The organism is Nocardia flavorosea (genome assembly GCF_015477805.1).
GTDB classification, from domain to species: Bacteria; Actinomycetota; Actinomycetes; order Mycobacteriales; family Mycobacteriaceae; genus Nocardia; species Nocardia flavorosea_A.
Map to the genome: position 1 here is coordinate 36,316 of NZ_JADLQL010000003.1, position 24,238 is coordinate 60,553.

At 67.5% G+C, this 24,238-nt stretch carries 25 protein-coding genes and 1 tRNA gene; 16 read left to right on the plus strand and 10 right to left on the minus strand.

All coding sequences use genetic code 11. The features are described 5' to 3' along the window. The first annotated feature begins 1 nt into the window (after window position 1). Entirely contained in the window at window positions 2-184 is a 183-nt protein-coding gene (gene rpmF, locus IU448_RS15660) for a 50S ribosomal protein L32 (protein ID WP_195056387.1), read from the plus strand. Between the two features lie 294 nt (window positions 185-478). Here the strand turns inward: rpmF and IU448_RS15665 are convergent, their stop codons facing one another. The 6 genes from IU448_RS15665 to IU448_RS15690 form a co-directional block, all read right to left on the minus strand. Next, complete coding sequence (locus IU448_RS15665; RefSeq protein WP_195056388.1) at window positions 479-778, minus strand: hypothetical protein; 300 nt, start codon at window positions 776-778, stop codon at window positions 479-481. A 20-nt stretch (window positions 779-798) separates the two neighbouring features. Further along, window positions 799-1,725, minus strand: a complete 927-nt coding sequence (locus tag IU448_RS15670) for an MHYT domain-containing protein (RefSeq protein ID WP_195056389.1) — start codon at window positions 1,723-1,725, stop codon at window positions 799-801. After that, window positions 1,718-2,350 carry a GTP-binding protein gene (locus tag IU448_RS15675; protein ID WP_195056390.1) on the minus strand — a complete coding sequence of 211 codons (633 nt, stop codon included), beginning with the start codon at window positions 2,348-2,350 and terminating at the stop codon, window positions 1,718-1,720. Before IU448_RS15675 ends, IU448_RS15670 begins: the two co-directional genes overlap by 8 nt. Then, on the minus strand, window positions 2,331-2,645 hold the full coding sequence (locus IU448_RS28960; RefSeq protein WP_228813355.1) for a DUF742 domain-containing protein: 315 nt from the start codon (window positions 2,643-2,645) through the stop codon (window positions 2,331-2,333). Before IU448_RS28960 ends, IU448_RS15675 begins: the two co-directional genes overlap by 20 nt. A 199-nt stretch (window positions 2,646-2,844) precedes the next feature. Next, window positions 2,845-3,252, minus strand: coding sequence for a roadblock/LC7 domain-containing protein (locus tag IU448_RS15685; RefSeq protein ID WP_195056391.1), 408 nt, complete (start codon window positions 3,250-3,252; stop codon window positions 2,845-2,847). Next, complete coding sequence (locus IU448_RS15690; RefSeq protein WP_195056392.1) at window positions 3,249-6,011, minus strand: ATP-binding protein; 2,763 nt, start codon at window positions 6,009-6,011, stop codon at window positions 3,249-3,251. The genes IU448_RS15685 and IU448_RS15690 overlap by 4 nt, the downstream gene beginning before the upstream one ends. Window positions 6,012-6,328: 317 nt before the next feature. Here IU448_RS15690 and IU448_RS15695 point away from each other — a divergent pair, with 317 nt between their 5' ends. The 9 genes from IU448_RS15695 (at window position 6,329) to IU448_RS15735 (ending at window position 14,499) form a co-directional block, all read left to right on the plus strand. Then, window positions 6,329-7,015, plus strand: a complete 687-nt coding sequence (locus IU448_RS15695; protein WP_195056393.1) for a response regulator transcription factor — start codon at window positions 6,329-6,331, stop codon at window positions 7,013-7,015. Window positions 7,016-7,023: 8 nt separating this feature from the next. Continuing rightward, window positions 7,024-8,502 (plus strand): sensor histidine kinase, encoded by a 1,479-nt coding sequence (locus tag IU448_RS15700; protein WP_195056394.1) that lies wholly within the window; start codon window positions 7,024-7,026, stop codon window positions 8,500-8,502. Between the two features lie 130 nt (window positions 8,503-8,632). Next, window positions 8,633-10,036, plus strand: coding sequence for a S1C family serine protease (locus IU448_RS15705; RefSeq protein ID WP_195056395.1), 1,404 nt, complete (start codon window positions 8,633-8,635; stop codon window positions 10,034-10,036). After that, window positions 10,036-10,590 carry a MogA/MoaB family molybdenum cofactor biosynthesis protein gene (locus IU448_RS15710; RefSeq protein WP_062973648.1) on the plus strand — a complete coding sequence of 185 codons (555 nt, stop codon included), beginning with the start codon at window positions 10,036-10,038 and terminating at the stop codon, window positions 10,588-10,590. The genes IU448_RS15705 and IU448_RS15710 overlap by 1 nt, the downstream gene beginning before the upstream one ends. A gap of 15 nt (window positions 10,591-10,605) precedes the next feature. Continuing rightward, window positions 10,606-10,803, plus strand: a complete 198-nt coding sequence (locus tag IU448_RS15715; protein ID WP_195056396.1) for a hypothetical protein — start codon at window positions 10,606-10,608, stop codon at window positions 10,801-10,803. A 544-nt stretch (window positions 10,804-11,347) separates the two neighbouring features. Continuing rightward, on the plus strand, window positions 11,348-12,022 hold the full coding sequence (locus IU448_RS15720) for an MspA family porin (RefSeq protein ID WP_195056397.1): 675 nt from the start codon (window positions 11,348-11,350) through the stop codon (window positions 12,020-12,022). A gap of 78 nt (window positions 12,023-12,100) precedes the next feature. Further along, window positions 12,101-12,766: an MspA family porin gene (locus tag IU448_RS15725; protein WP_195056398.1), complete on the plus strand. Its 666-nt coding sequence runs from the start codon at window positions 12,101-12,103 to the stop codon at window positions 12,764-12,766. Window positions 12,767-13,086: 320 nt separating this feature from the next. Next, the gene (locus IU448_RS15730) at window positions 13,087-13,761 is read left to right on the plus strand and encodes an MspA family porin (protein WP_195056399.1); all 675 of its coding nucleotides are present in this window, start codon (window positions 13,087-13,089) and stop codon (window positions 13,759-13,761) included. Between the two features lie 69 nt (window positions 13,762-13,830). Beyond that, window positions 13,831-14,499: an MspA family porin gene (locus IU448_RS15735; RefSeq protein ID WP_195056400.1), complete on the plus strand. Its 669-nt coding sequence runs from the start codon at window positions 13,831-13,833 to the stop codon at window positions 14,497-14,499. 99 nt (window positions 14,500-14,598) lie between these two features. Here IU448_RS15735 and IU448_RS15740 read toward each other — a convergent pair whose 3' ends face one another. The 3 genes from IU448_RS15740 to IU448_RS15750 all read right to left on the minus strand — a co-directional run bounded on the left by IU448_RS15740 (window position 14,599) and on the right by IU448_RS15750 (window position 16,848). Continuing rightward, complete coding sequence (locus IU448_RS15740; protein ID WP_228813271.1) at window positions 14,599-15,288, minus strand: SAF domain-containing protein; 690 nt, start codon at window positions 15,286-15,288, stop codon at window positions 14,599-14,601. 117 nt (window positions 15,289-15,405) lie between these two features. Further along, on the minus strand, window positions 15,406-15,702 hold the full coding sequence (locus IU448_RS15745; protein ID WP_195056401.1) for an FmdB family zinc ribbon protein: 297 nt from the start codon (window positions 15,700-15,702) through the stop codon (window positions 15,406-15,408). 561 nt (window positions 15,703-16,263) lie between these two features. Beyond that, window positions 16,264-16,848 carry a 5-formyltetrahydrofolate cyclo-ligase gene (locus IU448_RS15750; protein WP_195056876.1) on the minus strand — a complete coding sequence of 195 codons (585 nt, stop codon included), beginning with the start codon at window positions 16,846-16,848 and terminating at the stop codon, window positions 16,264-16,266. A 511-nt stretch (window positions 16,849-17,359) separates the two neighbouring features. On the opposite strand from IU448_RS15750, the gene IU448_RS15755 reads away from it, so the two are divergent. From IU448_RS15755 to IU448_RS15775, 5 genes are all read left to right on the plus strand, one after another. Continuing rightward, the gene (locus IU448_RS15755) at window positions 17,360-18,325 is read left to right on the plus strand and encodes a UTP--glucose-1-phosphate uridylyltransferase (RefSeq protein WP_195056402.1); all 966 of its coding nucleotides are present in this window, start codon (window positions 17,360-17,362) and stop codon (window positions 18,323-18,325) included. Between the two features lie 37 nt (window positions 18,326-18,362). Beyond that, window positions 18,363-19,622: a gephyrin-like molybdotransferase Glp gene (gene glp / locus IU448_RS15760; RefSeq protein ID WP_195056403.1), complete on the plus strand. Its 1,260-nt coding sequence runs from the start codon at window positions 18,363-18,365 to the stop codon at window positions 19,620-19,622. An 11-nt stretch (window positions 19,623-19,633) separates the two neighbouring features. Then, window positions 19,634-20,284 (plus strand): GNAT family N-acetyltransferase, encoded by a 651-nt coding sequence (locus tag IU448_RS15765; RefSeq protein WP_195056404.1) that lies wholly within the window; start codon window positions 19,634-19,636, stop codon window positions 20,282-20,284. Between the two features lie 260 nt (window positions 20,285-20,544). After that, the gene (gene glpR, locus IU448_RS15770) at window positions 20,545-21,567 is read left to right on the plus strand and encodes a gephyrin-like molybdotransferase receptor GlpR (RefSeq protein WP_195056405.1); all 1,023 of its coding nucleotides are present in this window, start codon (window positions 20,545-20,547) and stop codon (window positions 21,565-21,567) included. A 122-nt stretch (window positions 21,568-21,689) separates the two neighbouring features. Next, a tRNA-Ala gene (locus IU448_RS15775) sits at window positions 21,690-21,762 on the plus strand. A gap of 46 nt (window positions 21,763-21,808) precedes the next feature. Here the strand turns inward: IU448_RS15775 and IU448_RS15780 are convergent. Then, the gene (locus IU448_RS15780) at window positions 21,809-22,465 is read right to left on the minus strand and encodes a TetR/AcrR family transcriptional regulator (protein ID WP_195056406.1); all 657 of its coding nucleotides are present in this window, start codon (window positions 22,463-22,465) and stop codon (window positions 21,809-21,811) included. A 154-nt stretch (window positions 22,466-22,619) separates the two neighbouring features. Between IU448_RS15780 and abc-f the strand changes: the two genes are divergently transcribed. After that, the gene (gene abc-f, locus IU448_RS15785) at window positions 22,620-24,227 is read left to right on the plus strand and encodes a ribosomal protection-like ABC-F family protein (RefSeq protein WP_195056407.1); all 1,608 of its coding nucleotides are present in this window, start codon (window positions 22,620-22,622) and stop codon (window positions 24,225-24,227) included. Window positions 24,228-24,238 lie beyond the last annotated feature (11 nt).

Genomic DNA, 24,238 nt, shown 5'->3' on the forward strand with positions numbered 1-24,238 from the left:
GATGGCGGTCCCCAAGCGGCGGATGTCGCGGTCGAATACCCGCAGCCGGCGGGCGAATTGGAAGGCGACCGCACCGGATCTGGTTCCGGTGACGGTGGGTGGCGTCGTCCACCGGGTGCCGCGGCGGTTGGTTGCGGCGGTGCGGCGCGGGTTGCTCGATCCGGGCGAATGGAAACGCCGCTGATCTGTCATGCCCCCTAGATATGAATCGGCTTCCGTAACAGGGCTATCCGGCCCGTTGGTATGGGGAAAATCCGGGTTCGGGCAATCGCCCGGCTAGCGCTGGTTTGTGATCTACCTGCATTATCCGCTTGCTGAGAGATAGCCGACCGATGGACTGCTGGATACAGCCATTACAGACCCGGACGCGGCCGACGACGGAAAAACTTGCCGGCGATGCTGATTCCGGGGACTGTTCCCGCTATCCTCGTGCGTGAGGGCGGGTCTCCCAGAAATGGGAGACCCGCTCATCGCCACTTCAGGGGGTTTCGCGCACAGCTTCCGGTAGTTCCTTTCGGCCCGGATCGCATTCCGTTGTCAGAGCACGGGCCAGCTCGTCCACCTGCCGGATCAGCGCCAGGGTCAGCGCGGCCGGTAGCAGGAGCAGCGAAACCGGCCACGGCAACTGGGCCCGATCCGGCTCGTCGGCACGCTCCACGAGATCGGCGACGGTGGCCTCCATTTCGCTGATCTCGACCCGCAGATCCGACACTTCCGCCCGGAGCGCGCGCACCTGCGCCCACAGCTCCCGCAGCAGTGCGTCCTGCGTCCCGGCCACGAACTCCGTCTCCACCGCGATCAGCGAGCAGGCTCGGGCAGCGGCCGTGCGCGTTGCGCGAGGGCCGCGGCCACGGACGGCCGGAGTTCGTTTCCGGATGCGCCGGCTCCGGCGCCACGGTCCGAATTACCGCCCGCCGGTCCGTCGTCCGGTGTGGTGGCCGAGTTCCCGGGTTCGTCCCGGGCCGGTGCGAGCTGTTCGTCGCGGCGTTCCGGTGCCACCAGGACCGCGGTGATCGGCACGGCCAACGACAGCAGACCGATGACCAGCATCGGGAAGGCGTAGCCGAACAGCTCCATTCCCTCGGCCGGTTGCGCCTCGGGGTCCGGACGGAACTCCAGACCGGATATACCGGTGAAGTAGAACACGGCCACACCCGCCGCGAACATGGCGATCGATCCCACCCGGGCGGCCGGGAAACGGAAACGCTGGAACAGCCATACGCACAGCGACGAGGCGAGTACCGCGATCACGACCGCGATCAGGTACAGCCAGACGGTTATCGACACCGAACCCTGGATATCGGCCGAGGACAACTGCAACCAGAGCATGATCCCGAAGCCGGTGCCGATCGCCCCGGCCGCGCTGCCCATCCGCTTCACATCGAACTCGCGGCCGGCGAGCAGTAATCCGGCGAAAACGGCGGCGACGGCGAAAACCAGCGAAAGGGTGAGATCGGAGATGTCGTAACGCAGGACCGTACCGGGAATGGAAACACCCAGCAGCGATACCGTGCTGGCCAGCCAAACACCCACGCCGCCGATCGAGACGGCGGCGGCGGCGATCCAGACCGGCCGGAACCGCACCGAACGGCGGCCGTTGATCGCGCACGCCAATCCGACGAACATGCCGACGGCGGAGACCAGTGCGGTCAGCAGCGTGAGCCAGTAGCCCATGGTGAACAGCTCGACGGTCGCGACCGTCTCCGCGGCCAGCAGGTCAACCATGCCGGGCGACTCCCTCGTACTCCTGTGCCTTCAACCGGTTGATCGCGTACTCGGTGACGGCCGCGAGGGCTTGGCGGACCTCTTTGGCGTCGCGGGCATCGATATCGACGATCGGGACCCCTTCGCGTACCGACAGCGCCTCCCGCAGCTCCGCCATGGCGAACCGCGGCGCGTTCGGGAAACGGTTCACCGCGATGAGGAACGGCAGATTGCGCGCCTCGAAGAAATCGACGGCGGCGAAACTGTCCTCCAGCCGGCGCGTATCGATCAGGACCACGGCGCCGATCGCGCCGCGGATCAGGTCGTCCCACATGAACCAGAACCGGCGCTGGCCCGGCGTGCCGAACAGGTACAGCGTCAGATTCCCGGGCAGGATGATCCGCCCGAAATCCATGGCGACGGTGGTGGTCTGTTTATCCGGCGTAGCGTCCAGGTTGTCGACCCCGTCGGAGAAGCTGGTGACCATCGCTTCGGTGCGCAGCGGCACGATCTCCGATACCGCACCGACGAATGTCGTCTTCCCCGCGCCGAAGCCGCCCGCGACCACGATCTTGGTCGATGCGACGCGGGTATCGGATCCCGCCGCGGCACCACCCTCGGTCTTGCTATAGGGCTCGGAGTCCACGCAATGTCCTCTCCATCAGCGACCGGCGCTCGTCATAGCTCGCCTGCTCGGTCAAAGTCGAATGCACTCGCAGGTTGCCGTCCACGACGAGATCGCCGACGACGACGCGGACCAAACCGAGCGGACGATCGAGATGGGCGGCGATTTCGGCGACCGACAGCTGGTGGGTACCGAGCCGAAGGATTTCGGCCCGGATGTCACCGGACGGCCAATCGAATTGTGCATGATAGGAGATGGTTTCGATAACTGCCTCCATCGGCAGATCGACCGCCGGCTGGGTACGGCCCGAGGTCAGGGCGTACGGCCGGACCCGTCCGGGCTTGCGCGGGGTGTCCGGCCCCGGCTGGGGACCGAACCGGTACGCACCGGTGTTGAACTGCGCGGATGCGGGATCGCTCTGCTGGGCTCCCGGCCCGGAATTATGCGCACCGGGCCCGTAGTCGGGCTCGCCGGTATTGAAGTTGGGCATCGCTTGGCCGAATTGGGACATGGGCTCAGACGGTGGATCGGGCGGTGGCGCTGACCACCGAGCCGACGCGGTCGACGAGTAGTGCCATTTCGTACCCGATCCGGCCGATATCGTGCTGTTTGTTGGCCAGCACGGCGATATGGGACCCGTTGCCGACGCTCATCACCAGCAGGTACCCACGCTGCATCTCCACGATCGACTGCATCACCTTGCCGCCGTCGAACAGCTGGGCCGCGCCGGTGGACAGGCTGGCCAGGCCGGCGGTGACCGCGGCCAGCTGTTCGGCCCGGTCGGCGGGCAGATGCGGGCTGACCGCCTGCAGCAGGCCGTCCGCGGAGACCAGGACGGCATGGGAGACACCCGGAACGTCCCGGGTGAATCTGGAGACGAGCCAGTTCAGGTTCTCGTCCGTGCTGTCATTCGGGGCGGTCATGTAAACCCTCCGTCATTGTGCTGTGCATCGGCCCGCCCACTGCGGACTCCGCTCAGATGTCTGGTCAAATTGCTCCGGATCTCCTCCGGATTACGCGGGGCCTCGTCTTCGACGGGGGTGAGCCCACCGGGCACGAGCTGCGCGCCCGGCCGGCGGATCGGGAGCCCGTTGGCGGTTTTGGAGTCCGAACTCGGCCGGGCCGCATCCTCGGCGGCCAGCCAGCCGGCATCGGCGGGTGAGGTCCAGTCCTGGCGCGGCTCGTCCTGCGTGGCCGCCGGTTCCACCAGCCACTCCGACACCATGCGCTGGTAGATCGGGGTGGGTGTCGCGGCGCCGACGGGCTGTAGCCGGGTGGAGGTGGTCGTGCTCGCCGGTGGATCGTCGGGGCGTTGTCCGGCACGGCCGAAGGGGTTCTCGCGTGCCATGCCCGGGCGGCGGATCGGCAGCCCCGAGCGGGAGGTGATGGATACCGGAGTGTCGTCCGCCGGCGCCGGTCCGGTGTACGCGGAATCGACGGGGGCCGGGAACGACTGGGTCTTATGGGTTTCCGACCACAGTCCGGTCGGGGTCTCGGCGGGTTCGGGCTCTTCGACGGGATCGAATGCGGAAAACGAATCCCGCGTCCCGTCCGCTCCGGGCCGGCCGTTGCCCGGGCCTGTCATCGCCGGAAGCTCCGCCGCCGGGCGTCGCTGCGGCAACCCCGAGGCCGTCGTTCCGATGCTCGTGGCGGAGGGCGCCGGGGTCAACGGCCGCGCCGGCCAGGATTCGTCCGGCGCCAGGCTGGGTACCGGCATCAGCTGCCGTGGCTGCGGCGGCTCCGGCAGCGCGGGGGAGGAGTGCAGCTGCGGTGGGAGCTGCGGTGTTGCGCCGAGGGAGAAATCCGTGGTGCGCGTGGTGGAGTTGTCCGGGCTGGTGTCGGGTGAGACCAGCAGGCCCGGTAGGTGCAGGCTGGCGGTGATCCCGGGCTGCTGGGCCATTGTCGAGGTACGACGCAGGCCGACCGTGATCTGATGCCGTTTGGCCAGCCGGCCGACGACGAACAAACCCATCCGGCGCGCGGTTTCGACATTGATCTCACCACCGGAGGCCAGCCGGGCGTTCGCCGCCTGCAGGTCCTCGGTGGCCATTCCCAGCCCGCGGTCGGTGATCTCGATCAGGTAGCCGCCGTCCACGGCTCGCGAAACGGTCACGGCCACCGGGGTATTGGGCGGAGAGTAGCGCAACGCGTTATCGATGACCTCCGCGAGCAGATGTTCGATATCGACGGCCGGCTCACCGGCCACGACCCCGTCGGGAACATGACCGATCTCGACCCGCTGATAGTCCTCGACCTGAGATACCGCACTCCACAGCATATCCGAGAGCGGGACGGGCTCGAGCTGGCCGCGGCGCAGCGCCGTGCCGGCCAGCACCAGCAGGTTGTCGCCGTTGCGGCGCATCCGGGTGGCGAGATGGTCGAGCCGGAACAAACTCTGCAGCCGCCGGGGATCTTCTTCGTCGTGTTCGAGCTCCTCGATGATTCCGAGCTGCTGTTCGACCAGCGATTGGCTGCGCCGGGACAGGGTTTCGAACATGTTGCCGATCTGCACCCGCAGCCGGGCCTGGTCGGCGGCGAGATTGAGCGCCTGCTGATGCATTTCGTCGACGGCGCGGGCCAGCTGGCCTATCTCCTCGGTGCCCTGGACGCCGACCGGTTCGATTTCCGGGGTCTCGGCGCCGCCGCGCACCTGCTGGAGTTCCTCCGGCAGGCGGACATGGGCCACCTCCAGTGCGTCACGGCGCAGCCGGCGCACCGGTATGACCAGGGTTCGCGCCACGGCCAGCGCCAGGGTGAGACCACCCAGCAGCGCCCCGATCAGCAACGCCGTTTCGCGCAGTGCGATGTTCTGGGCGGAAATGGTGGCGTGGTGCAGCGCGCCGGTGATGGTCGCGGTCAACTGTTCGGTGGTGGCGTCGTAGCCCTGCAGGCTGGCGTTCAGCGAGTCGCGTGCGGCCGGGTCGTTCAGGGCCCCCTGGGTGCCCTGGCTGAAGATGGCCAGCCGGGTCTGGACGGCGTCCAGCAGCGGCCGGATGCCGTCGGCCGCATCCGGCAGGAACTGGCCGTACTGCTGGATCATGGTCAGCTCCGCACCGCCGGAGGTGAGGACGCGCGCGCGCAGGGCCGGATTGTCGACGGCGCTGGGCGAACTGATCACCAGGCGCTGGGCGGTGAGTGAGCGCCGCGCCGCCTGGATGGCGCTCACCTGCAGGAAGTAGCGCTGGACGGACAGGTTGTCGACGGTGGGCGACTGGGCCAGCGCATTGCCCACGCGAACCGCGATCTCGTCGGCCTGATCGCCGACCATGGCGGGTGAGCCGCTGCCGATACCGCTGCGCATCGTGCTGCCGAGGGTGAGCGCCGAGGAGAGTTCACGCGAGACCGCCGGGGAGATACGACTGCTGTCCATCGCGCGTTCGAGGACCTGATGGGCCGAATCGAACCGGGCGAGCGCCGCCGTGGTCCGGGATTCGGCGTCCGACCCGCGCGCCGTGGCGGTCACCGCCAGGCTTTCGGCGGCGGCGTTGTAGTCGACGATCGGCTGGATGACGCGGGACTGTTCGGTCGCGGCTTCGAGCTGTTCGAGGGTGCGGAGTTCGTTGTTGATCCGTAGCACTGCGAACAGCGTCGCCAGGACAACCGGCAGCACCAGGACGATACCGACCTTGCGGGTGACCGACCAGTTGGACAGGCTGAGTTGCCACGGTCGCGGGGTTTCCATCCGCCTCTGTCGCCTCCGCATCACGATCGACCTCATTTTGGTGCGTGGCCGTTTCAGTTATGGTTGAATGTCACACCCGAACCGACCAGAGGTCTAGTTTTCCCGCTCGGAACATACCGTGCATGGTAGCGGTGGGCAATCGGGACGTTCTACCGGTTATACCGCGAAAAAAGTAGATGGTGAACGGGTTTCGTGGCATATCACAGATCGGTAATTTTCCATCCGATAATCCTACGAACTGCCTGGTCGGCCCTGCGGCTCGCGGGCGGGCCGGGGCCTCTCAGTAGCCTCTCAGTCGCTGCGGTCAAACTGGTGCAATGCGCATTCTGGTGGTCGACGACGATCGTGCGGTGCGGGAATCGCTGCGCCGATCACTGACCTTCAACGGCTACACGGTCGATCTGGCGGTGGACGGTATCGACGCTTTGGAGAAGGCGACCGCCGAACGGCCCGATGCTCTGGTCCTCGATGTCATGATGCCCAGGCTGGACGGCCTGGAAGTATGCCGGCGACTCCGCAGCACCGGTGACGACCTGCCGATCCTCGTGCTCACCGCCCGCGATTCGGTTTCCGAACGGGTCGCCGGCCTGGATGCCGGCGCCGATGACTACCTGCCCAAACCGTTCGCGCTCGAGGAACTGCTCGCCCGGCTGCGGGCGCTGCTCCGCCGCCGCGCGCCGGACCCCGGGGAAACGTCGGAAACCATGCGGTTCGCCGATCTCTCCCTGGACCCGGTCACCCGGGAGGTCGCGCGCGCGGACCGGTCCATATCGCTGACTCGCACCGAGTTCTCCCTGCTGGAAATGCTGATGGCCAATCCGCGCCGGGTGCTGACCCGCGGCCGGATCCTCGAGGAAGTCTGGGGTTACGACTTCCCGACCTCCGGTAACGCGCTGGAGGTCTATATCGGCTACTTGCGCCGGAAAACCGAGGCCGACGGCGAACCCCGGCTCATCCACACGGTGCGCGGCGTCGGCTACGTGCTGCGCGAAACACCTCCGTAAGCGCGGATATGGCACGTACTCCCCGCTCGGCGGCGAAGAAACATACCGTGGCGACACTCGGCCGGCCCTGGCCCGACGAACCGCCGCCCATGCGCCCGCCGACCCCGTTGACCCGCACCGTCTCCCTACGGTGGCGGGTAACGCTGCTGGCCGCTTCGCTGGTGGCGATCTTCGTGGCGATCACCTCGATCGCGGCGTACGCCATGGTCGCCCGGGCGCTCTACGGTCAGGCCGACGCCCAGTTGCATGCCCGCGCGGCCACCATGATCAGCGGCGATATCGACAATATGGCGTTCCAGTCGCTCGGCCTCGCCACCCTGTTCTCGAACGATATCGGTGTCGCGCTGATCTACCCGGTGCCGCCGTCGGAGGCCGACAAACCGGCGAGCATCCCCGTCTATCTGCCACCGCAGCCGACCACACCGCCCATCGGCACCGAAGAGGTCGCGGTGGCGCAGGGCAAACGGGAGTCTTCGCTGCGCACCTACAACAGTCAGCGAGTGCTCGCCGAACGCATGGACTCCGGGGTCACCCTGGTCATCTCGCAACGCCTGGAACCCACCCGGGAGGTGCTCGACCGACTGGCCTGGCTGCTGTTCGCCGTCGGCGCCTGCGGGGTCGTGCTCGCGGCCGGGGCGGGTACCACCGTCGGCCGCACCGGGTTGCGTCCGATCGCCCGCCTCACCGCGGCGACCGAGCGGATCGCCCGTACCGACGACCTGACACCCATCCCGGTCACCGGCGACGACGAACTCGCGCGGTTGACCGAGAGTTTCAACACCATGCTGCGGGCGCTTGCCGAATCCCGCGACCGGCAGCGCAGGCTGGTCGCCGATGCCGGTCACGAGCTGCGGACCCCGCTGACCTCGTTACGTACCAATATGGAACTGCTGATCGCCTCGAGCCGCCCCGATGCCCCGGCGATACCCGAGGAGGATATGGCCGAACTGCGTTCCGATGTGATGGCGCAGATCGAAGAGTTGTCGAACCTGGTGGGCGATCTGGTGGATCTGGCCCGCGAGGATGCGCCGGAAACGGTGTACGAGCGGGTCGATCTCGGTGAGGTCACCGAGCGCGCCCTGGAACGGGTCCGCCGCCGCGGCGCCGTGGTCTTCGACGCCGAACTGCGGCCCTGGTTCGTCTACGGCCACGACGCCGCCCTGGAACGGGCGATCCTCAATGTGCTCGACAATGCGGCGAAATGGAGCCCGCCCGGGGAACCGGTCCGGGTGCGGATGGCCGAAACGGGGCGCGGGCTGCTGGAACTATCGGTCGCCGACGCCGGGCCGGGTATCCCCCCCGCCGAACGCGAACTGGTCTTCGAACGCTTCTACCGGACCACGGCGTCTCGTTCCATGCCCGGTTCGGGTCTGGGGCTGGCCATTGTGAAGCAGGTCGTCACCAAACACGGCGGCACGATCGCCATCGACACCGCTGCGGACGGCGGCGCCCTGATCCGGATCGTTCTGCCCGGCGAGAGCCAGTAATCCATTCGTTCTTCGAGCGATCGTGTTCGGCCGCAACCCCGCGGCGCGCAAAAAAACACACGGCAATCTCAGATCGTTCTCAGTCGTGTTCGGCACCCTGGAAAGGGAATATGAGCAGAATAGAGAGACTATGACCGAGGATTCCACCAATCGGCCGGACCGGCCGGAAGAAGGACCGGTGCCGCCCTCGCATCCGCCTACCCAGCCGGGTGTGGCTCATGACCCCGGCGCCGCGCCGCCGGGGTATGCCGGTGTTCAGTATCCGGGCGGGCAGTCGTTTCCGGGTGGACGGCCCGGCGATACAGCCGCGTACCCGACGATGGGCCACGTGTACGGCGGTCCGCCCGCCGGCGGTCCGCCGCCGGGTGATACCGGGCAGTTCGTCGCCGCGGGCCCGCCGCCCGCGCCGCGGAAGAGTTCGCTGCGTACCGGGCTGGTGGCCGGGGGGATCGCGCTCGCACTGGTCTCCGGCGGCGTCGGGGGTGTGGTCGGCGCCCTGGTCACCGATTCCGGTAACGGACCTGCGGTGACCAATGCGCTCGATGCGCCGGTGCCCGAGATCAAGGACGCCGCGAACGCCCCGGCGGGTTCGGTACAGGCGGTCGCGCAGGAGGTCACTCCGTCGGTCGTGATGATCGAAGTGGCGAGCAACCGTGGGCAGGGCGAGGGCTCCGGCGTGGTGCTGTCCTCGGACGGGCTGATCCTGACCAACAACCATGTCGCGGCGGGCGGTGGCGCCGGTGGCGATATGCGGGTGACCTTCGCCGACGGCAGTACGGCCCCGGCCACCCTGGTCGGCGCCGATCCGGTATCGGATCTGGCGGTGATCCGGGCGCGCGGGAAAACAGATTTGAAACCGATCGAATTGGGCAGTTCGGCCGGTCTGCAGGTCGGTCAGCCGGTGGTGGCCATCGGGTCGCCGCTCGGCTTGGCGGGCACCGTCACCACCGGGATCGTTTCGGCGCTCAACCGTCCGGTCTCCACCACCGGTGAGGGCGGTGGCGACCCCACCGTGCCGAATCCGGTGATCGATGCGATCCAGACCGATGCCGCGATCAACCCGGGTAACTCCGGCGGCGCGCTGGTCGACAACCAAGGCCGGCTGATCGGTATCAACACCGCGATCGCGAGCCTGGGTTCCTCGGGCGCGGCCGGGCAGCAGAGCGGTTCGATCGGGCTGGGGTTCGCGATTCCGGTGGATCAGGCGCGGCGGGTCGCCGATGAGCTGATCAAGACGGGCCACGCCACGTACGCTCAGATCGGGATGACCGTGCAACGCGACGAATCCATACACGGGGCGCGCGTACTCGAGGTCACCCCGAACGGCCCGGCGGCGCAGGCCCGGATTCCGGCGGGTTCGATCGTGACCAGGTTCGACGACCGCACGATCGATTCCGGGGATGCCCTGGTGGCCGCGGTGCGGTCGAAACAGCCCGGGGACAAAGTGCAAGTGACGTACACGGATCGGCAGGGCGGCGGTTCGGAGACGGTCGAGGTGACCCTCGCCGCCGCCGCGGTGGAAGGAGCACGGTGATGCAGTTGGTGACCGGGGGCGGCCACGCCGCGACCGATATCGGCGCTACGGTGAGCGGTATGGAAATCGATGCTCCTGTGGCGGGGCGCGCACTGGTGGTGGTGGTCGACGATCGAACGGCGCACGGCGGCGAGGATTCGCTGGGGCCGCTGGTCACCGAACTGCTCACCGAGGCCGGGTTCCTGGTCGACGCGTCCGTTTCGGTGGAGGCGGATGAGGTGGCGATCCGGAACGCCTTGAACACCGCGGTGATCGGCGGTGTGGATATCGTGATCTCGGTCGGTGGTACCGGTATGTCGCCGCGTGATGTCACGCCCGAGGCGACTGCCGAGGTCCTCGATCGGGATCTGCCCGGCATCAGTGAGGCGCTGCGGGCGTCCGGCCGGGTGGCGGGTTCGCTGGACGCCGGTCTGTCCCGGGGGTTGGCCGGTATCTCCGGGAGCACCCTGGTGGTGAACTTGCCGGGCACCCGGGCCGCTGTCCGCGACGGTATGGCGACCTTGGGGCCGTTGGCGAGCCGGGTCATCGGTGAGCTGTCCGGGCTGTTGGAGTGAGCCGGAGTATGCGGTATGAGTGAGGGCGAGAACCCTGAGGTCCCCCGCCGGGCGCGGCGCCGGGCGGGGGACCTCGCACGTGTGGACCGGATTTTCGGTGCGGTACTGCCGAGTACGACTCGTGACGAATGGGACGACGGTTCGTCGCCGGACCGCACCGCCGACGATTGGCTGCGCGCCCAGGTTCCACCGCATCACGGGGACGCGGGTTGAATCGCAAAGACCTTGGCGCCCAGCGTTTTCAATGTGAGTGCGATATGAAATTGCTATCTCTCGGAGGTAGCCGGGAGGGTTTCCGTATCAATTGTCCAGAATTGGGCGCAGGGGGATTTTGACGGCGGCGGTGGGCGACGCGCGTCTTTTCTTTCATCCATACGTTTGCGGGCCGATTCCTTTACGGATTTTTATCGTTCCGGCGTGGCCACTCGGTGGTTCTGCTATGTAAGTGACCTGCATGTGCACACTCCGCTATACGTTGATGTGAAATAGATCACATCAACGTATAGCGAAAAGAAGCTTTGTCCAATCTGTTATCGACCGCTTAATCTCGGTGCGTCGACCGCCGCAAAGGCGGTCCGGCGGGCTTGCATCAACGGGGTCAGCCGGTCGCTTTCGTGTGCATTGCCTGTTTCGGGCGTTGCACCGAAATAACAACGGGTCACCTGTAGGTAACAAACGAGCGAAACACTGGTCGGAGCCGGAGAGCAGTGTGTCCGAGCTCGACGGCCTGCTGTTTGTCCGAATGATGAGGGGAAATATGAGCGAGAACCGCACCGGCGGTGTACGTAGTGGCGCCAGGATCGTGGGTATCGGTGCCGCGACCGCTGTCGCCGTCGGCCTGCTGTCGGTGGGCGCTGCCAACGCCGATACCTTCGTGCCGCTACCGGACGGCCAGAAAGCCGGCCCCGGAGTGACGATCTCCCGCACCGGTGAACATGCCGTGATCTCGCCTTCCATGGCCGCCAACGGCGCGGGCCGGGTCGTGTGGGTCTCCGGTAACGCCATCGCCGATGTCACGGTGACCCCCGAGGGGGAGGCAGGCCCGAACAACGGTCCCACCGGTGAAGACGGCACCAACAATTCATCCACCCATGGGGCTTCACAGCTCAACACCGGTTATATCGTCGGCTGCCAGGTCAGCATCGGCGACGAGGCGATCGGTCTGGGTGGATCGCTGGGGTTGAGCCTCGACGGCGGAAACGTCGGGGGCTCGGTCGGATTGGAACTGGGCCCGGGCGAAGTGAAGTTCGTCCAGATCGATTACAAGGACATCCCGAAGCCCGGCCGGTACTCGGTCGAGTACCAGGATGCCGAGATCGAGATCCAGGGTTGCGCGGGTTACGCGCAGGCGCGGTCGTACACGGTGGTCGAGATCATCGGCGACCACTACTCGAAGACGACCCTGTACGGCCAGCCGTTCAGCATCGGCTGAACCGCCCGGCCCGTCCCGTCGTATCGAACCGAACCTCATCTCGCGTAATCCGCGAGTTTCCCCTCGAAGGGTCCAACCATGATCAACCGAAAGAATCTGGCGCGCCTCGCCGGTGCCGGTGCCGCCGCCACCCTCGCCCTGGGCCTGTTCTCCACCGGAGCGGCCAATGCCGACACTTTCGTGCCGCTGCCCGGCGGTGAACTCGTCAAAACGCTGTCCGACGGCACGGTGGTGACCGTGCGCATGGTCGGCGAATCGGCCACCATCAGTCCGTCGATGGGTGCGACCCCGGTGCATCGCAACGCCTGGGTCTCCGGGAGCGCGCAGGTCGAAATCGCCGGCGGCGAAGACGTGGGCGGCAAGATCTACCCCGGCTACGTCGTGGGCTGCCAGGTCAACATCGCCGGTGGCGGTGCCGAGGGCGGCGCCGACGCCGAAATCGATTCCGAGGGCAATGTCAGCCCCAGCGCCGAAACCGGCGCCAACCTGACCGTCGGCCCCGGCCAGGCGGAATCGTTCTACGTCCTCGATATCGAGAAGCCCGACGACTACGGCAACGAGGACCACGCCACCAACAACAGCTTCGACGGCAACAGTGGCTCGGTGACCTGGTCCGACCAGACCATCGGCCTCAACGGCTGCGGCGGCTACGCTCAGGCGCGATCGTTCATCAGCGTCGAGGTGGAAACCGAGAATGTGATCAGCTACGTGACCCTGTGGGGGCAACCGTTCAGCCTCGGCTGACAGCCGGTCGAACTGTCATATTGGCACGGATACGGGCCCGTCGCAGCAGCGGCGGGCCCGTATCCGTGCGCCCGGCATTGCCGGGCATGCGGTGCCCGCATCATGTTTTCCCAGCACCCGTCACCTTCCGGTTACCCGTGAATCATCCGGACGCCACACCGAATGGGTGGCGCGGTAGCCAAGTGTTCACCGGCTGTGTGGTTTCGGGTTCATCTAGTGGCTACAGCCGTAACCCAAGCTCTATGGAGCCTGTCTCGGGCCGCCCCGGCGTCGATCGCTGCGATACCGGGCGTCGCTGTAAAACCTTGATGAGGGGAAATATGAGCAAGAACCGCACCACCGGTCTGCGCCCCGGCGCGCGCGCCCTGGGCGTGGGCGCCGTCGCCGCTGTGGCCATGGGTCTGTTCTCCACCGGTGCAGCCAACGCGGACACCTTCGTCCCGCTGCCGGACGGTGAGAAACTGGGACCCGGTGTCAAGATCACCCGCACCCACGAGAGTGCGCTCATCTCGCCGTCGATGGCCGCCAATGGTGCGGGCCGCACCGTGTGGGTGTCGGGCAACGCCACCGCCGACGTTTCGGTCACGCCCGAGGGCGAAGCCGGCCCGAACAACGGCCCGACCGGTGAGGACGGCACCAACAACTCGTCCACCCACGGTGCCTCGCAGCTCAACACCGGCTATATCGTCGGCTGCCAGGTGAGCATCGGTGACGACGCGATCGGCCTGGGCGGATCCCTCGGTCTCAGCCTCGACGGCGGTAGCGTCGGCGGCTCGGTCGGCCTGGAACTGGGGCCGGGCGAGGTCAAGTTCGTGCAGATCGATTACAAGGACATCGAGAAGCCCGGCGTCTACTCCGTCGAATACCAGGACGTCGAGATGGAGATCCAGGGTTGCGCCGGTTACGCGCAGGCCCGCGCCTACACCGTGGTCGAGATCATCGGTGACCACTACTCGAAGACCACCCTCTACGGGCAGCCGTTCAGCATCGGCTGACGTGCTGACACCGGTTCATCCACCACAACTTCCGCTGTAGCGAATTCAACCCCAGAGGGGCATCCACACATGTTCAACCGTAAGAATCTGGCGCGCCTCGCCGGTGCCGGTGCGGCCGCCACGGTCGCGCTGGGCCTGTTCTCCACCGGCGCCGCCAATGCCGACACCTTCATTCCGCTGCCCGGCGGCGAAATCGTCAAAACCCTCTCCGATGGCACCGTGGTGACGGTGCGCATGGTCGGCGAGTCCGCGAACATCAGCCCGTCCATGGGCTCCACTCCCGTACACCGTAACGCGTGGGTTTCCGGTAGCGCACAGGTCGAGATCTCCGGCGGCGGCGAGGACGTGGGCGGCAAGATCTACCCCGGCTACGTCGTGGGCTGCCAGGTCAATATCGACGGCGGCGGTGCCGAGGGCGGCGCGGACGCCGAGATCGATTCCGAGGGCAACGTCAGCCCCTCGGGCGAGGTCGGCGGCGACCTGACACTCGGCCCGGGACAGGCCGACTCCTTCTACGTCCTCGATATCGAGAAGCCGGACGACTACGGCAACGAGGACCACTCGACCAACAACAAGTTCAAGGGCAACACCGGTTCGGTCACCTGGTCCGACACCACCATCGGCCTGAGCGGCTGCGGCGGCTACGCGCAGGCGCGGTCCTTCGTCAAGGTCAAGGTCGAAACCGATAACGTCATGTCCGTCGTGACGCTGTGGGGCCAGCCGTTCAGCCTCGGCTGATCGCTCTCGCCCGCCGGCCCGGGCAGCTCGCCTGCACCGGCCGAATCGGATACCTGGAGGGGTCCGCCCGCGAACTGCGCGGCGGGCCCCTTTCGGGTGTCAATGGAAGACCACCGTCAGCGCGCTGTTCAGCGAGGCCGCGGCGACGGCTGCCGCACGCCGCGAATCGAGGGCGACCAGCACCACCGGCTCCGCCCGGCTCGCGCCGGATTCGGCCGCGGCTTCCGGAACCAGCACCACTGCGGCATCCTCGGCCAGGGTCGCGGCCCGCGCCGGATCCGTGGTGTCGGCGGCGACGACATCCACCCGGTCACCGGCGCGCAAGATCTCGGTGATGGCGGAATCGGCGAGCCGGATGGGCACGATACGGGCATCCCGGCTGCCGGTCGCCACTTCGGCCAGCCGCGGGCCGACCACCCGGACATCGGTCAGTACCTCACCGGTACGGAGGGCCGCGGTGAGAACCGCGCCGGTCAACGCGGCCGGATCGGTTTCGGCCCCCTCGGGCGCGGCACCGGGAGGCAGCCGTGCCGGCCGTAGATCCGCGGATGTCAGCAGGTGGCCGGGGGCGAGATCACGGGCGGCCACCACGACGGCGACACGGGCGCGTTCAGGATCCTCGCGGAGGAAAAGTATCGTGGCCGCCACGGCGCACAGAACCGCCAGTACCCGCCGCAGCAGTACCCCATCGGCCCACGGGGGCCGGTTGTCGAACGCTTCCCGCCAGGTGTCCCCGGACCCCAGCGGGCCACGCATACGGGTTTCGGCGGGCGGACGTAGACGACTCATGGACCGAGCGTATGGCCGCAAACTCCGTCCCGGCTCGGCCCGGAATCGATTGTGGACAACTCGCGGGATGTGGATGGATCAGCGGGCGGACACCGAACTCGGCGCCGGGTATTTCGCTCAGCTGGCGGCAGCCGCCGGCGCCGAGGAAGTGCCGGACGAGCCCGAAGAACTGGAATCCGCGGAACCGGACGAGCTCGAACTGTCCGATTTCGCCGGTTCACTGGCCGACGATGCCCCGCTGCGGCTGTCGGTCCGGTAGAAGCCGCTGCCCTTGAAGACGATGCCCACCGAGTTGAACAGCTTGCGCAGCGCTCCCGAGCATTCCGAGCACACCGTGAGTGCGTCATCGGTGAACGACTGAACGATATCGAAGCGGTTGTCGCACTGGGTGCACGCGTATGAATAGGTTGGCACTGGGTCCTCCGCGGTATTCGAGAATTAGCACTCTACAGGCCACAGTGCCAACAGTGCCAATCGCCGATTGATTCCCGCAGGTCGGAGGGTGTGATGTGGTTCGCGGTGCGGTGCGCGATGCGGTTCCAGGAACCGGGCGGGCCCACCTGAAAGAGCAGACCATCGAATGAGGTCGTTACAGGGTGAGGTGCAGTGGTACGGACTGACAGGACGGACCGGCTCAGCGCAGTCACCGCGAGGAGTGCCGGCTGGTTGGTAGGCGGTGGGCCGGAGCCTGTCGGCCGCTGGTCAGGAGGTGGACCATCCGTGAAGGGGCGGGCTGTAATTTTGGAGCCGCTCCGCGGCTCGAGGGTGGGGCCCTTCGGGGTCCGGTTCTTCACTCCTGCGCTCCTCCGCTTCGCTCCCCCGCTCCGTCGCTCCAGAACCGGGCGGGGCCCACCCCAGGGGAGGTGAACTCATCGGGTGGGGTGTGGAGTGGGACGGACCGACAGGAGGCGATGCTCGGCAACGTCGGCCGCGGCGAGAAATCAGCCGGTTCGTAGGCGGCGGGCCCTCCGGGGGTCAAGGGTGGGTGGGGTTCAGAGGAGTTGGTCCGGTGGTGGGGGTGAGGGCCCAGGGCATGCGGATGTCGTGTGGTTCCTCCGGTAGGTGGTCGACGACCTCCTCGTCGCGGACCACCACCATGAACCGTGCGGCGGGGTCGGCCAGGCCGAGCGTTCGGTCGTAGTATCCGGCGCCCTGTCCCAGGCGTACCCCGCGGCGGTCCACCGCCAGGGCGGGCACCAGGATCAGCTCGGCAGCGGCGACCGTTTCCGGGGAAAGTATGGGGCCTTCCGGCTCGAGTAAGCCGTAGCGGGCCGGGCGCAGTGCCTGCGCGCCGGTGTATTCGCCCCAGTACAGCGGACCGGTTTCGCGGGTAACCGGCAGCAGTACCCGGCTGCCCGCCGCCCGTAGCGCGTCGGCAATCGCCACCGATCCGGGCTCCCCGCGGACCGGTACATAGGCGCACACCCACTCGCCGGTTCCCAACCGCCCGGCTGCCGCCGCGAGCGCGTTCGCCTCCGCGGCGCGTACGGAGTCCGGAACCTGCAGACGCCGAGCGCGGATGGTCGCCCGCCAAGCCTGCTTGTCGATCTCCTCGGGCATCCGCACGGCGACAACCCTATGCGCCCGTTCGGCCCTGGTCCCCACGCCGGCCGAATGCGCCCGGACGACACCGCCGGTTCAGGTGGGCGGCCGGACGCCTCGAATCGCGTGGAATCGGCTCGGGCGCATCGAACAGTTCCGGTTCCGATTACCCGGTCCGCCGGGCGCATACCGGGCGCAGCCCGGGTGACGCTGCCGCGCTGTGCGGCCGGACGTTCCAGCCACATGTACGGAGCCGGCATGCGTAGCAATGGCGTCGAGTTCTGGCGGGACAGCCGGAAAACCCATGCCCCGGGCGGCCAATGGAACATGCGCGACAGGCTGTCGGCGCCTCGGCTGGTGGGCTTCGCGTGTTCGGTACGCCCAGGCGCCGGCCCGCAAGGCAACGTGGGTGCCGCGCAGATAGGGAGAGTATTCGGGTGTCTGAGCCGCGGTCCCGGAACCCGGGTGCGGGAGGCGCGCCGATATGGACAGCCGTTCGAACCGGGAGAACCGTGGATAGGGTGTGTACATGACAGCAGAGGCCGCAGTGCAGGGAAACGGGGACGCGCACCCGTCGAAACCGGAATTCCGGACGGCCGTCGTACCTGCGGCGGGGCTGGGCACCCGGTTCCTGCCTGCCACCAAAACCGTACCCAAGGAATTGCTGCCGGTGGTCGATACCCCGGGTATCGAACTGGTGGCCAGCGAGGCGGCCGGTTCCGGTGCCCAGCGGCTGGTCATCGTCACTTCGCCCGGTAAGGACGGGGTGACCGCGCATTTCGTGCAGGATCTCGTGCTGGAGAGCACCCTCGCCGAGCGCGGGAAGTTCCAGTTGCTGGAGAAGGTGCGCAAGGCGCCGGGGCTGCTCGATGTCACCTCCGTCGTACAGGAGGAACCGCTCGGGCTCGGGCATGCGGTGGCCCAGGCCGAAGCGGTACTCGACCCCGACGAGGAGACCATCGCGGTACTTCTGCCCGACGATCTGGTCCTGCCGTGCGGGGTGCTCGATGTGATGAACCGGGTCCGGCGAAAACGCGGCGGGTCCGTACTGTGCGCCATCGACGTGCCGAAGGACCAGGTGAGCGCGTACGGGGTGTTCGATGTGGCCCCGGTACCCGACGCCGTCAACCCGAACGTGATGCGCGTCAAGGGCATGGTCGAGAAGCCGAGCCTGGACGAGGCGCCGTCGACCTACACCGCCGCGGGCCGCTATCTGCTCGACCGCGCGATCTTCGACGCGCTGCGCCGGATCGGCCCCGGCGCTGGTGGGGAACTGCAACTCACCGACGCGATTTCGCTGCTCATCGACGAAGGACACCCGGTGCACGTGGTTGTCCACCGTGGGTCGCGCCACGACCTCGGCAACCCGGGCGGCTATCTTCGTGCTGCGGTGGATTTCGCATTGGAGCGTGACGAATACGGTCCGGCGCTACGCGAATGGCTCCAGCACCGGCTGAGTCCGGACTGGGACCCGCAACTCACCGTGGACGAATGAGAACGCCTGCGCCGGCGAGGACATCGGGAAGGGCTGGATGCGCTCTGTCGAGGATCAGCAGATCAAGGTGACGGCCGCGGCCGTCGCGCCGCGACCGGCGCGGGTCGCGATAGCCGAGGCCCAGGGGCTGCTGTGTGCCGAAGATGTGGTGACCGAGCGGCCGCTGCCGGGTTTCGACCAGGCCGCGATCGACGGATACGCCGTGCGCAGCGTGGATGTGGCATCCGCGGGCGCCGATATCCGCGACGAGGACGGCGAACTGGTCGACCTCACCCTGCCGGTGGTGGGTGAGGTACTCGCCGGCTCGCGCCAGCCCATCCGGTTGCAGCCGCGCCAGACCGTCCGGGTGGCGACCGGGGCGCCGCTGCCGACTCTCGCGGACGCGGTACTGCCGCTGGATTTCACCGATGGTGGCCGGGGCCGGCTCAAGGTGTACGAACCGGTGCGGTCCGGAGACTACGTGCGCCGCGCCGGTGATGATGTGCAACCCGGCGATGTGGCCGTCCGGGCCGGCACGATCATCGGACCGGCCCAGGTCGGTCTGCTGGCCGCGGTGGGGCAGGACAAGGTGCTGGTGCATCCGCGGCCGCGGCTCTCGGTGATCTCCATCGGGGAAGAACTGGTCGATATCGACCGGATGCCCGGGCCCGGGCAGGTCTACGACGTGAACTCCTATGCGCTGGCCGCGGCCGCGCGCGACGCGGGCGCGGATGTGAACCGGGTCGGCATCGTCGATGCCGACCCGCGCCGATTACGCGATGTGGTCGAGGGGCAGCTGGTACGCGCCGAGGTCGTGGTGATCGCGGGCGCGGTCGGCGGCTGGGCCTCCGATCAGGTGTGTGAGGCGCTGGAAGGTCTCGGTGAACTGGAGATCGCGCGGGTCGCGATGCACCCGGGATCGGTACAGGGTTTCGGCCGGCTCGGCCGGGACGAGGTACCGACCTTCCTGCTGCCGTCGAACCCGGTGGGCGCCCTGGTGGTTTTCGAGGTCATGGTGCGGCCGCTCATCCGGATCGCGCTGGGCCGGCGGCAGCCGATGCGCCGGATCGTGCGCGCCCGCACGATCACCCCCATACAGTCGATGGCCGGCCGCAAAGGTTATCTGCGGGCCCAGCTGATGCGCGACGAGGCCACCGGTGAGTACCTGGTTCAGCCGCTCGGCAACAGCGCCGGGGCGTCCTCGCATCTGCTGGCCGCCATGTCGGAGGCCAACAGTTTGATCGTGGTCGAGCCCGACGACACCGAAATCCGCACCGGTGACAAGGTTCGAGTCGCGTTCCTGGCGCAGCGCGGCTAGAAGTGGAGTCCATGAACTTATTCCGGGCGACACAGCACCCCGGATGGCCCGCGCATCTGGGGCCGGTGCGCGTGGCGGCCGGTGAGGTCACGTTGCGGCCGGTGCGGTTACGGGATGCCGCGGCATGGAGCAGGATCCGGTTACGGGACCACGATCATCTGGAGCCGTGGGAACCGACGGGGCGCGGTGCCTGGGATGCGCGCAATCACGCGTCGAACTGGCCACCGCTGTGGTCGAGCCTGAAGGCAGAGGCCCGGCGGGGGGCCATGATTCCACTGGTGATCGAGGTGGACGGCGCATTCGGTGGCCAGCTCACCGTCGGCAATATCGTGCGCGGCGCATTGCGTTCGGCGTGGATCGGTTACTGGGTCACCCGGGACCTGGGCGGACAGGGAGTCGCGACCGCGGCCTTGGCGCTGGGGCTCGACCACTGTTTCGGCCCGGTCGGATTGCATCGGGTCGAGGCCACGGTTCGTCCGGAGAATCTCGCCAGTCAGGCGGTGTTGCGCAATGTCGGGTTCCGTGAAGAAGGTTTGCTGCACAGATATCTCGATGTGGACGGGGCCTGGCGCGACCATCTGCTGGTCGCCATGACGGTGGAAGAACTGTCCGGCAGGGTGGTCGACCGGCTGGCCCGGGAAGGGCGGTTGACGCTGCGCTGAACCCGCGCCGGGGACCGGCCTGTTCGGCCCCGCGCTGGTGGAAATGTGACTCATGTGGCGTATGTGCACGGCGCGCCTGCCGTGTCGTACCCCTACTCGGAATTAACCTACGGACGTCGGTGGTGCGCCTCGCGCCATCGGCGGGAAGCTCGTACCACGATCTGCGAGACGTGCCCGCGGGGAAGAACTCCGGCGTCGGGACGCACCGGTCATGGCGTGGGCTTGGACGACGACCATGCGGGACGGAGGTGCTGACGACGATGCCGAACTCGATCCTGTGGATCGGCCTGGTCGTGCTGTGGGTCTTCGTCCTGTTCCCTATCCTCGCCGACCGGCACCCGAGAATCCGCCGGACAACGGATACCGCCCTGGCTACGCGGGTACTGCATCGTGGAGATTCCAAACGGCGCAAGGGAAAAGGGTATGTCCGCAAGAAGCGGTCCGGCCGACCCTATCGAAAGCGCCACCACGGCAACGATGCGGAGGATCGCATGACCACAACAGCCGAGGAGGCCATTGCCGAGGCTGACGAGAAATTACCCTTTACCACCGCCGGCGAAGACTCGGACGACACCTTCGACGAGATCGAGATCCGGGACGAATCCGGGACCGTGGACACCGAAGACGATCCGGCGTCCCAACCGGCCGGCGATACCGCGGCGGAAACCGAACCGCTCGGCGGGGCCGTGGCGGATACCGCGCCCGCCCGGATACCGCCGGTTCGTGTGAGTGCCCGGCAGGCCACCACACCCGAAGCGTCTGGTGGCGAGCAAGATTTCGTGCCCAACCGGCGCGGACGCGGTGGCTACGATCCCGAAGCGGATGCCGTCGCGCGCGCCGCCCGCTATACCTTCCGGCAGCGAGCCGTCGTCGCTCTCATCCTCGCAACCGTGCTCTGCGGTGGCCTCGCCGTAGCCATCGGACCCCTCTTCTGGTGGGGATGTGGTGGCGCCCTGCTGTCGCTGGTCACCTATCTCGGTTACCTGCGTAAGCAGGTGCGGATCGAGCAGGAGATCCGCCGTCGGCGCAGTGCCCGCCTGGCCGACCGGGACCGCGACCTCGGCGGCGAACCGGTCGAGGACGAGGAACCCGTCACCCCGGCCGCAGTCCGGCCCGGGATGGACCGCGATACCGCCCGCGCCCTGCGCCGCCGCTCGCATCTGCTCGAATCGGACGACGAAGATCCCGCCTTCGAGCATCTGGACGTCTATGACGCCACCGTCGCCCGGACGGTACGCCACCGGGCCAGCGGCGGCGATATCCGTCGCGCGGCCGGAGCGTGAACCGGGCCGGCCCGTGCCGGCCGGTCGCGCCCGGCATTGGCGTTTTCGCAGGTCAACACCTCGATTCGGTGTAAGCTGGCCCGGTTTGCTAGAGTGACACAGCGCGGTTCACCGAACCGCACGGGGCTATAGCGCAGTTGGTAGCGCGTCTCGTTCGCATCGAGAAGGTCAGGGGTTCGATTCCCCTTAGCTCCACAGATAGAAACCCCCTCTGGCCAGGTAAAAGGTCGGAGGGGGTTTTTCACTGCCGGTTTTCCGGGATGGATTCGTTCGTGGGTGTCGCGTGTGCGGGCGCGAAAGCACCGGCTCGCGCAGCGAGTGTCGCCGCAATGGCCGCGCGCTCCGGTAACCGGGCGTCGGCCGGGGTGCGCAACAGCACTATCTGGTGATATACCGGCGCAGTAGCTGCGATGAGCAGCGCGCGCGCATCGGTTTCGGGCGGGATCTCACCGCGCCGGATCGCTCGTTCCACGGTGATCTCGCACTGTGTGTAGCGGTCCTCCCATAGTTGCTGCAGTGCCCGCGCGGCGTCCTCCGAGCGGAAAGATACCGCGACCAGCGCCATTGCGATCGACGATTTTTCGGTGAACGAGTCCTGGATCTCGCGGTTCAACGCCGTGAGATCACCGCGCAGCGAGCCGCTGTGGGGTGGGTGCCAATCCAGATCGCTTGCGGCGGCGAACACGTCGGCGATCAGGCCACCGACATCGTGCCAGCGGCGGTACACGGTGGTGCGGTGCACGCCGGCGCGGGTGGCGACCGTATCGACGGTCAGTGCGTCGTAGCCGTTTTCGGTGAGCTCCGCCTCGACGGCTGCGAGGACCTGGGCGCGGATGCGGGCTGTGCGGCCGCCCGGGCGTGCCCGCGGCGGGGCGGCGGTTTCAGTGACGGGGGTCATAGTGGGTATCCGGTTGCTCGGCGGGACATGATGTGCCATGATCCTAACGCAACATTCGTCGCACTAGTGAGGTCGCCAATGCTCATTCGAAGTGTTCACCAGGCTCAGCGGTCGTCTTTGATCGTGTCGTCCTCGAATACTTCGGAGGTAGTTCGTGCCCACTCAGATCACCGCGCTCGCGGTCAGCAAATCCTTCGACGGCCGCACGGTTCTCGATGAGGTCACCTGTTCGCTCGGCGCGAGTGAACGCACCGGGATAATCGGGGAGAACGGGTCCGGTAAGAGCACCCTGCTGCGCCTGTTCGCCGGCAGCGAGCAGCCCGATCAGGGTGAGATCATCGTGCACGCCGAAGGCGGTGTCGGTTATCTGGCTCAGGACGAGCAACTCCCCGCGCACCTGAGCGTCCAGCAGATCATCGACCGGTCGTTGCACGAGCTGCGCTGCATCGAAGATCGGATGCGTCGTCTCGAAACGGAGATGTCCTCCGGCGACGAGTCCCATCTCGACGAATACGCCGAACTGGCGACGGTTTTCGAACTGCGTGGCGGTTACGATGCCGATGCCCGGGTAGAGCGAGCCCTGCACGGTCTCGGGCTGGGCGTGGTTTCACGCGATCGGGCTGTCGGTGGCCTCTCCGGCGGGGAACAGGTCCGCCTGCGCATGGCAGCACTGCTCGCCGCGGCGCCCGAGGTGCTGCTACTGGATGAGCCGACCAACCATCTCGACGACGACGCGCTGACCTGGCTGGAGGACCATCTGCGGACTCGGCGCGGCACCACGGTCACCGTCTCCCACGACCGCACCTTTCTCGAGCGAGTGACGACCACGCTTCTCGAAGTGGATTCCGATCGTCGATGCGTTGTGCGCCACGGTAACGGCTACAGCGGCTACCTCGCCGAACGCGAGGCGGCGCGGCAACGCTGGGTCCAGGCCCACCTGCGCTGGCAGGACGAGGCCGAGCAGTTGCGCGAAACCGTCGACACCACGGCACGACGGGTGGCGCCGGGGCGTCGGATGAAGGACAACAACAAGATGGCCTACGACCGGGCAGGTGGCCGCGTGCAGCAGTCGCTGGCAAGCCGGGTCCGTAATGCCGAGGAGCGCCTGCGTCGGCTACTGGCCGATCCGGTGCCGCCGCCCCCGGAACCATTGAAGTTCAGGGCGGTTCCCCCGGCCGGACGCGCGCAGGGGATCGTCCTGGATGCCACCGATATCGCGCTGGAGGGCAGGCTTTCACCAACGAGTGTGCGGGTGTCCGCGGGCGAACGGCTGCTGATCACCGGCCCGAACGGTGTGGGTAAGTCCACGCTGTTACGGGTATTGGCGGGCGAGCTCACCCCCGATCGCGGCACGGTGATCCGGCGCGGCCGGGTCGGATATCTCGCTCAGGAACCGCGTCCGCCGGTACCCGGCCGAACCTTGCTGTCCGCTTTCGCGCAGGGCCGTTCGGGGCAGCCCGGTGACCACGCCGAACGTCTGCTGGCACTGGGCCTGTTCACCCGCGCCCAGCTCACGAACCGGGTGGAGAATCTGTCCACCGGGCAGCGGCAGCGGCTCGAACTGGCACGGCTGGTCAGTGAACCATCGGAGCTGCTGCTCCTGGACGAGCCCACCAACCACCTCTCGCCGGGACTCGTCGAGGAGCTGGAAGCCGCCCTGGCCGACTATCGAGGTGCGCTGGTAGTGGTCAGCCACGACCGCCGACTCCGCGACCGCTGGCGTGGCGCCCTACTCGATATGCGCGCACCGGCCGCGGCCTGATGTCGATCATC

Bases quoted from the DNA above. Each gene is read 5' to 3' on its own strand.
- IU448_RS15735 (WP_195056400.1), top strand. From the start codon at position 13,831: ATGTTCAACCGTAAGAATCTGGCGCGCCTCGCCGGTGCCGGTGCGGCC.
- glpR (WP_195056405.1), top strand. From the start codon at position 20,545: ATGCCGAACTCGATCCTGTGGATCGGCCTGGTCGTGCTGTGGGTCTTC.
- IU448_RS15755 (WP_195056402.1), top strand. From the start codon at position 17,360: ATGACAGCAGAGGCCGCAGTGCAGGGAAACGGGGACGCGCACCCGTCG.
- IU448_RS15730 (WP_195056399.1), top strand. From the start codon at position 13,087: ATGAGCAAGAACCGCACCACCGGTCTGCGCCCCGGCGCGCGCGCCCTG.
- glp (WP_195056403.1), top strand. From the start codon at position 18,363: ATGCGCTCTGTCGAGGATCAGCAGATCAAGGTGACGGCCGCGGCCGTC.
- IU448_RS15695 (WP_195056393.1), top strand. From the start codon at position 6,329: ATGCGCATTCTGGTGGTCGACGACGATCGTGCGGTGCGGGAATCGCTG.
- IU448_RS15670 (WP_195056389.1), bottom strand. From the start codon at position 1,725: ATGGTTGACCTGCTGGCCGCGGAGACGGTCGCGACCGTCGAGCTGTTC.
- IU448_RS15720 (WP_195056397.1), top strand. From the start codon at position 11,348: ATGAGCGAGAACCGCACCGGCGGTGTACGTAGTGGCGCCAGGATCGTG.
- IU448_RS15700 (WP_195056394.1), top strand. From the start codon at position 7,024: ATGGCACGTACTCCCCGCTCGGCGGCGAAGAAACATACCGTGGCGACA.
- IU448_RS15765 (WP_195056404.1), top strand. From the start codon at position 19,634: ATGAACTTATTCCGGGCGACACAGCACCCCGGATGGCCCGCGCATCTG.
- IU448_RS15750 (WP_195056876.1), bottom strand. From the start codon at position 16,848: ATGCCCGAGGAGATCGACAAGCAGGCTTGGCGGGCGACCATCCGCGCT.
- IU448_RS15705 (WP_195056395.1), top strand. From the start codon at position 8,633: ATGACCGAGGATTCCACCAATCGGCCGGACCGGCCGGAAGAAGGACCG.
- IU448_RS15740 (WP_228813271.1), bottom strand. From the start codon at position 15,288: ATGAGTCGTCTACGTCCGCCCGCCGAAACCCGTATGCGTGGCCCGCTG.
- IU448_RS15690 (WP_195056392.1), bottom strand. From the start codon at position 6,011: ATGGAAACCCCGCGACCGTGGCAACTCAGCCTGTCCAACTGGTCGGTC.
- rpmF (WP_195056387.1), top strand. From the start codon at position 2: ATGGCGGTCCCCAAGCGGCGGATGTCGCGGTCGAATACCCGCAGCCGG.
- IU448_RS15685 (WP_195056391.1), bottom strand. From the start codon at position 3,252: ATGACCGCCCCGAATGACAGCACGGACGAGAACCTGAACTGGCTCGTC.
- IU448_RS15725 (WP_195056398.1), top strand. From the start codon at position 12,101: ATGATCAACCGAAAGAATCTGGCGCGCCTCGCCGGTGCCGGTGCCGCC.
- IU448_RS15715 (WP_195056396.1), top strand. From the start codon at position 10,606: ATGAGTGAGGGCGAGAACCCTGAGGTCCCCCGCCGGGCGCGGCGCCGG.
- IU448_RS15780 (WP_195056406.1), bottom strand. From the start codon at position 22,465: ATGACCCCCGTCACTGAAACCGCCGCCCCGCCGCGGGCACGCCCGGGC.
- IU448_RS15710 (WP_062973648.1), top strand. From the start codon at position 10,036: ATGCAGTTGGTGACCGGGGGCGGCCACGCCGCGACCGATATCGGCGCT.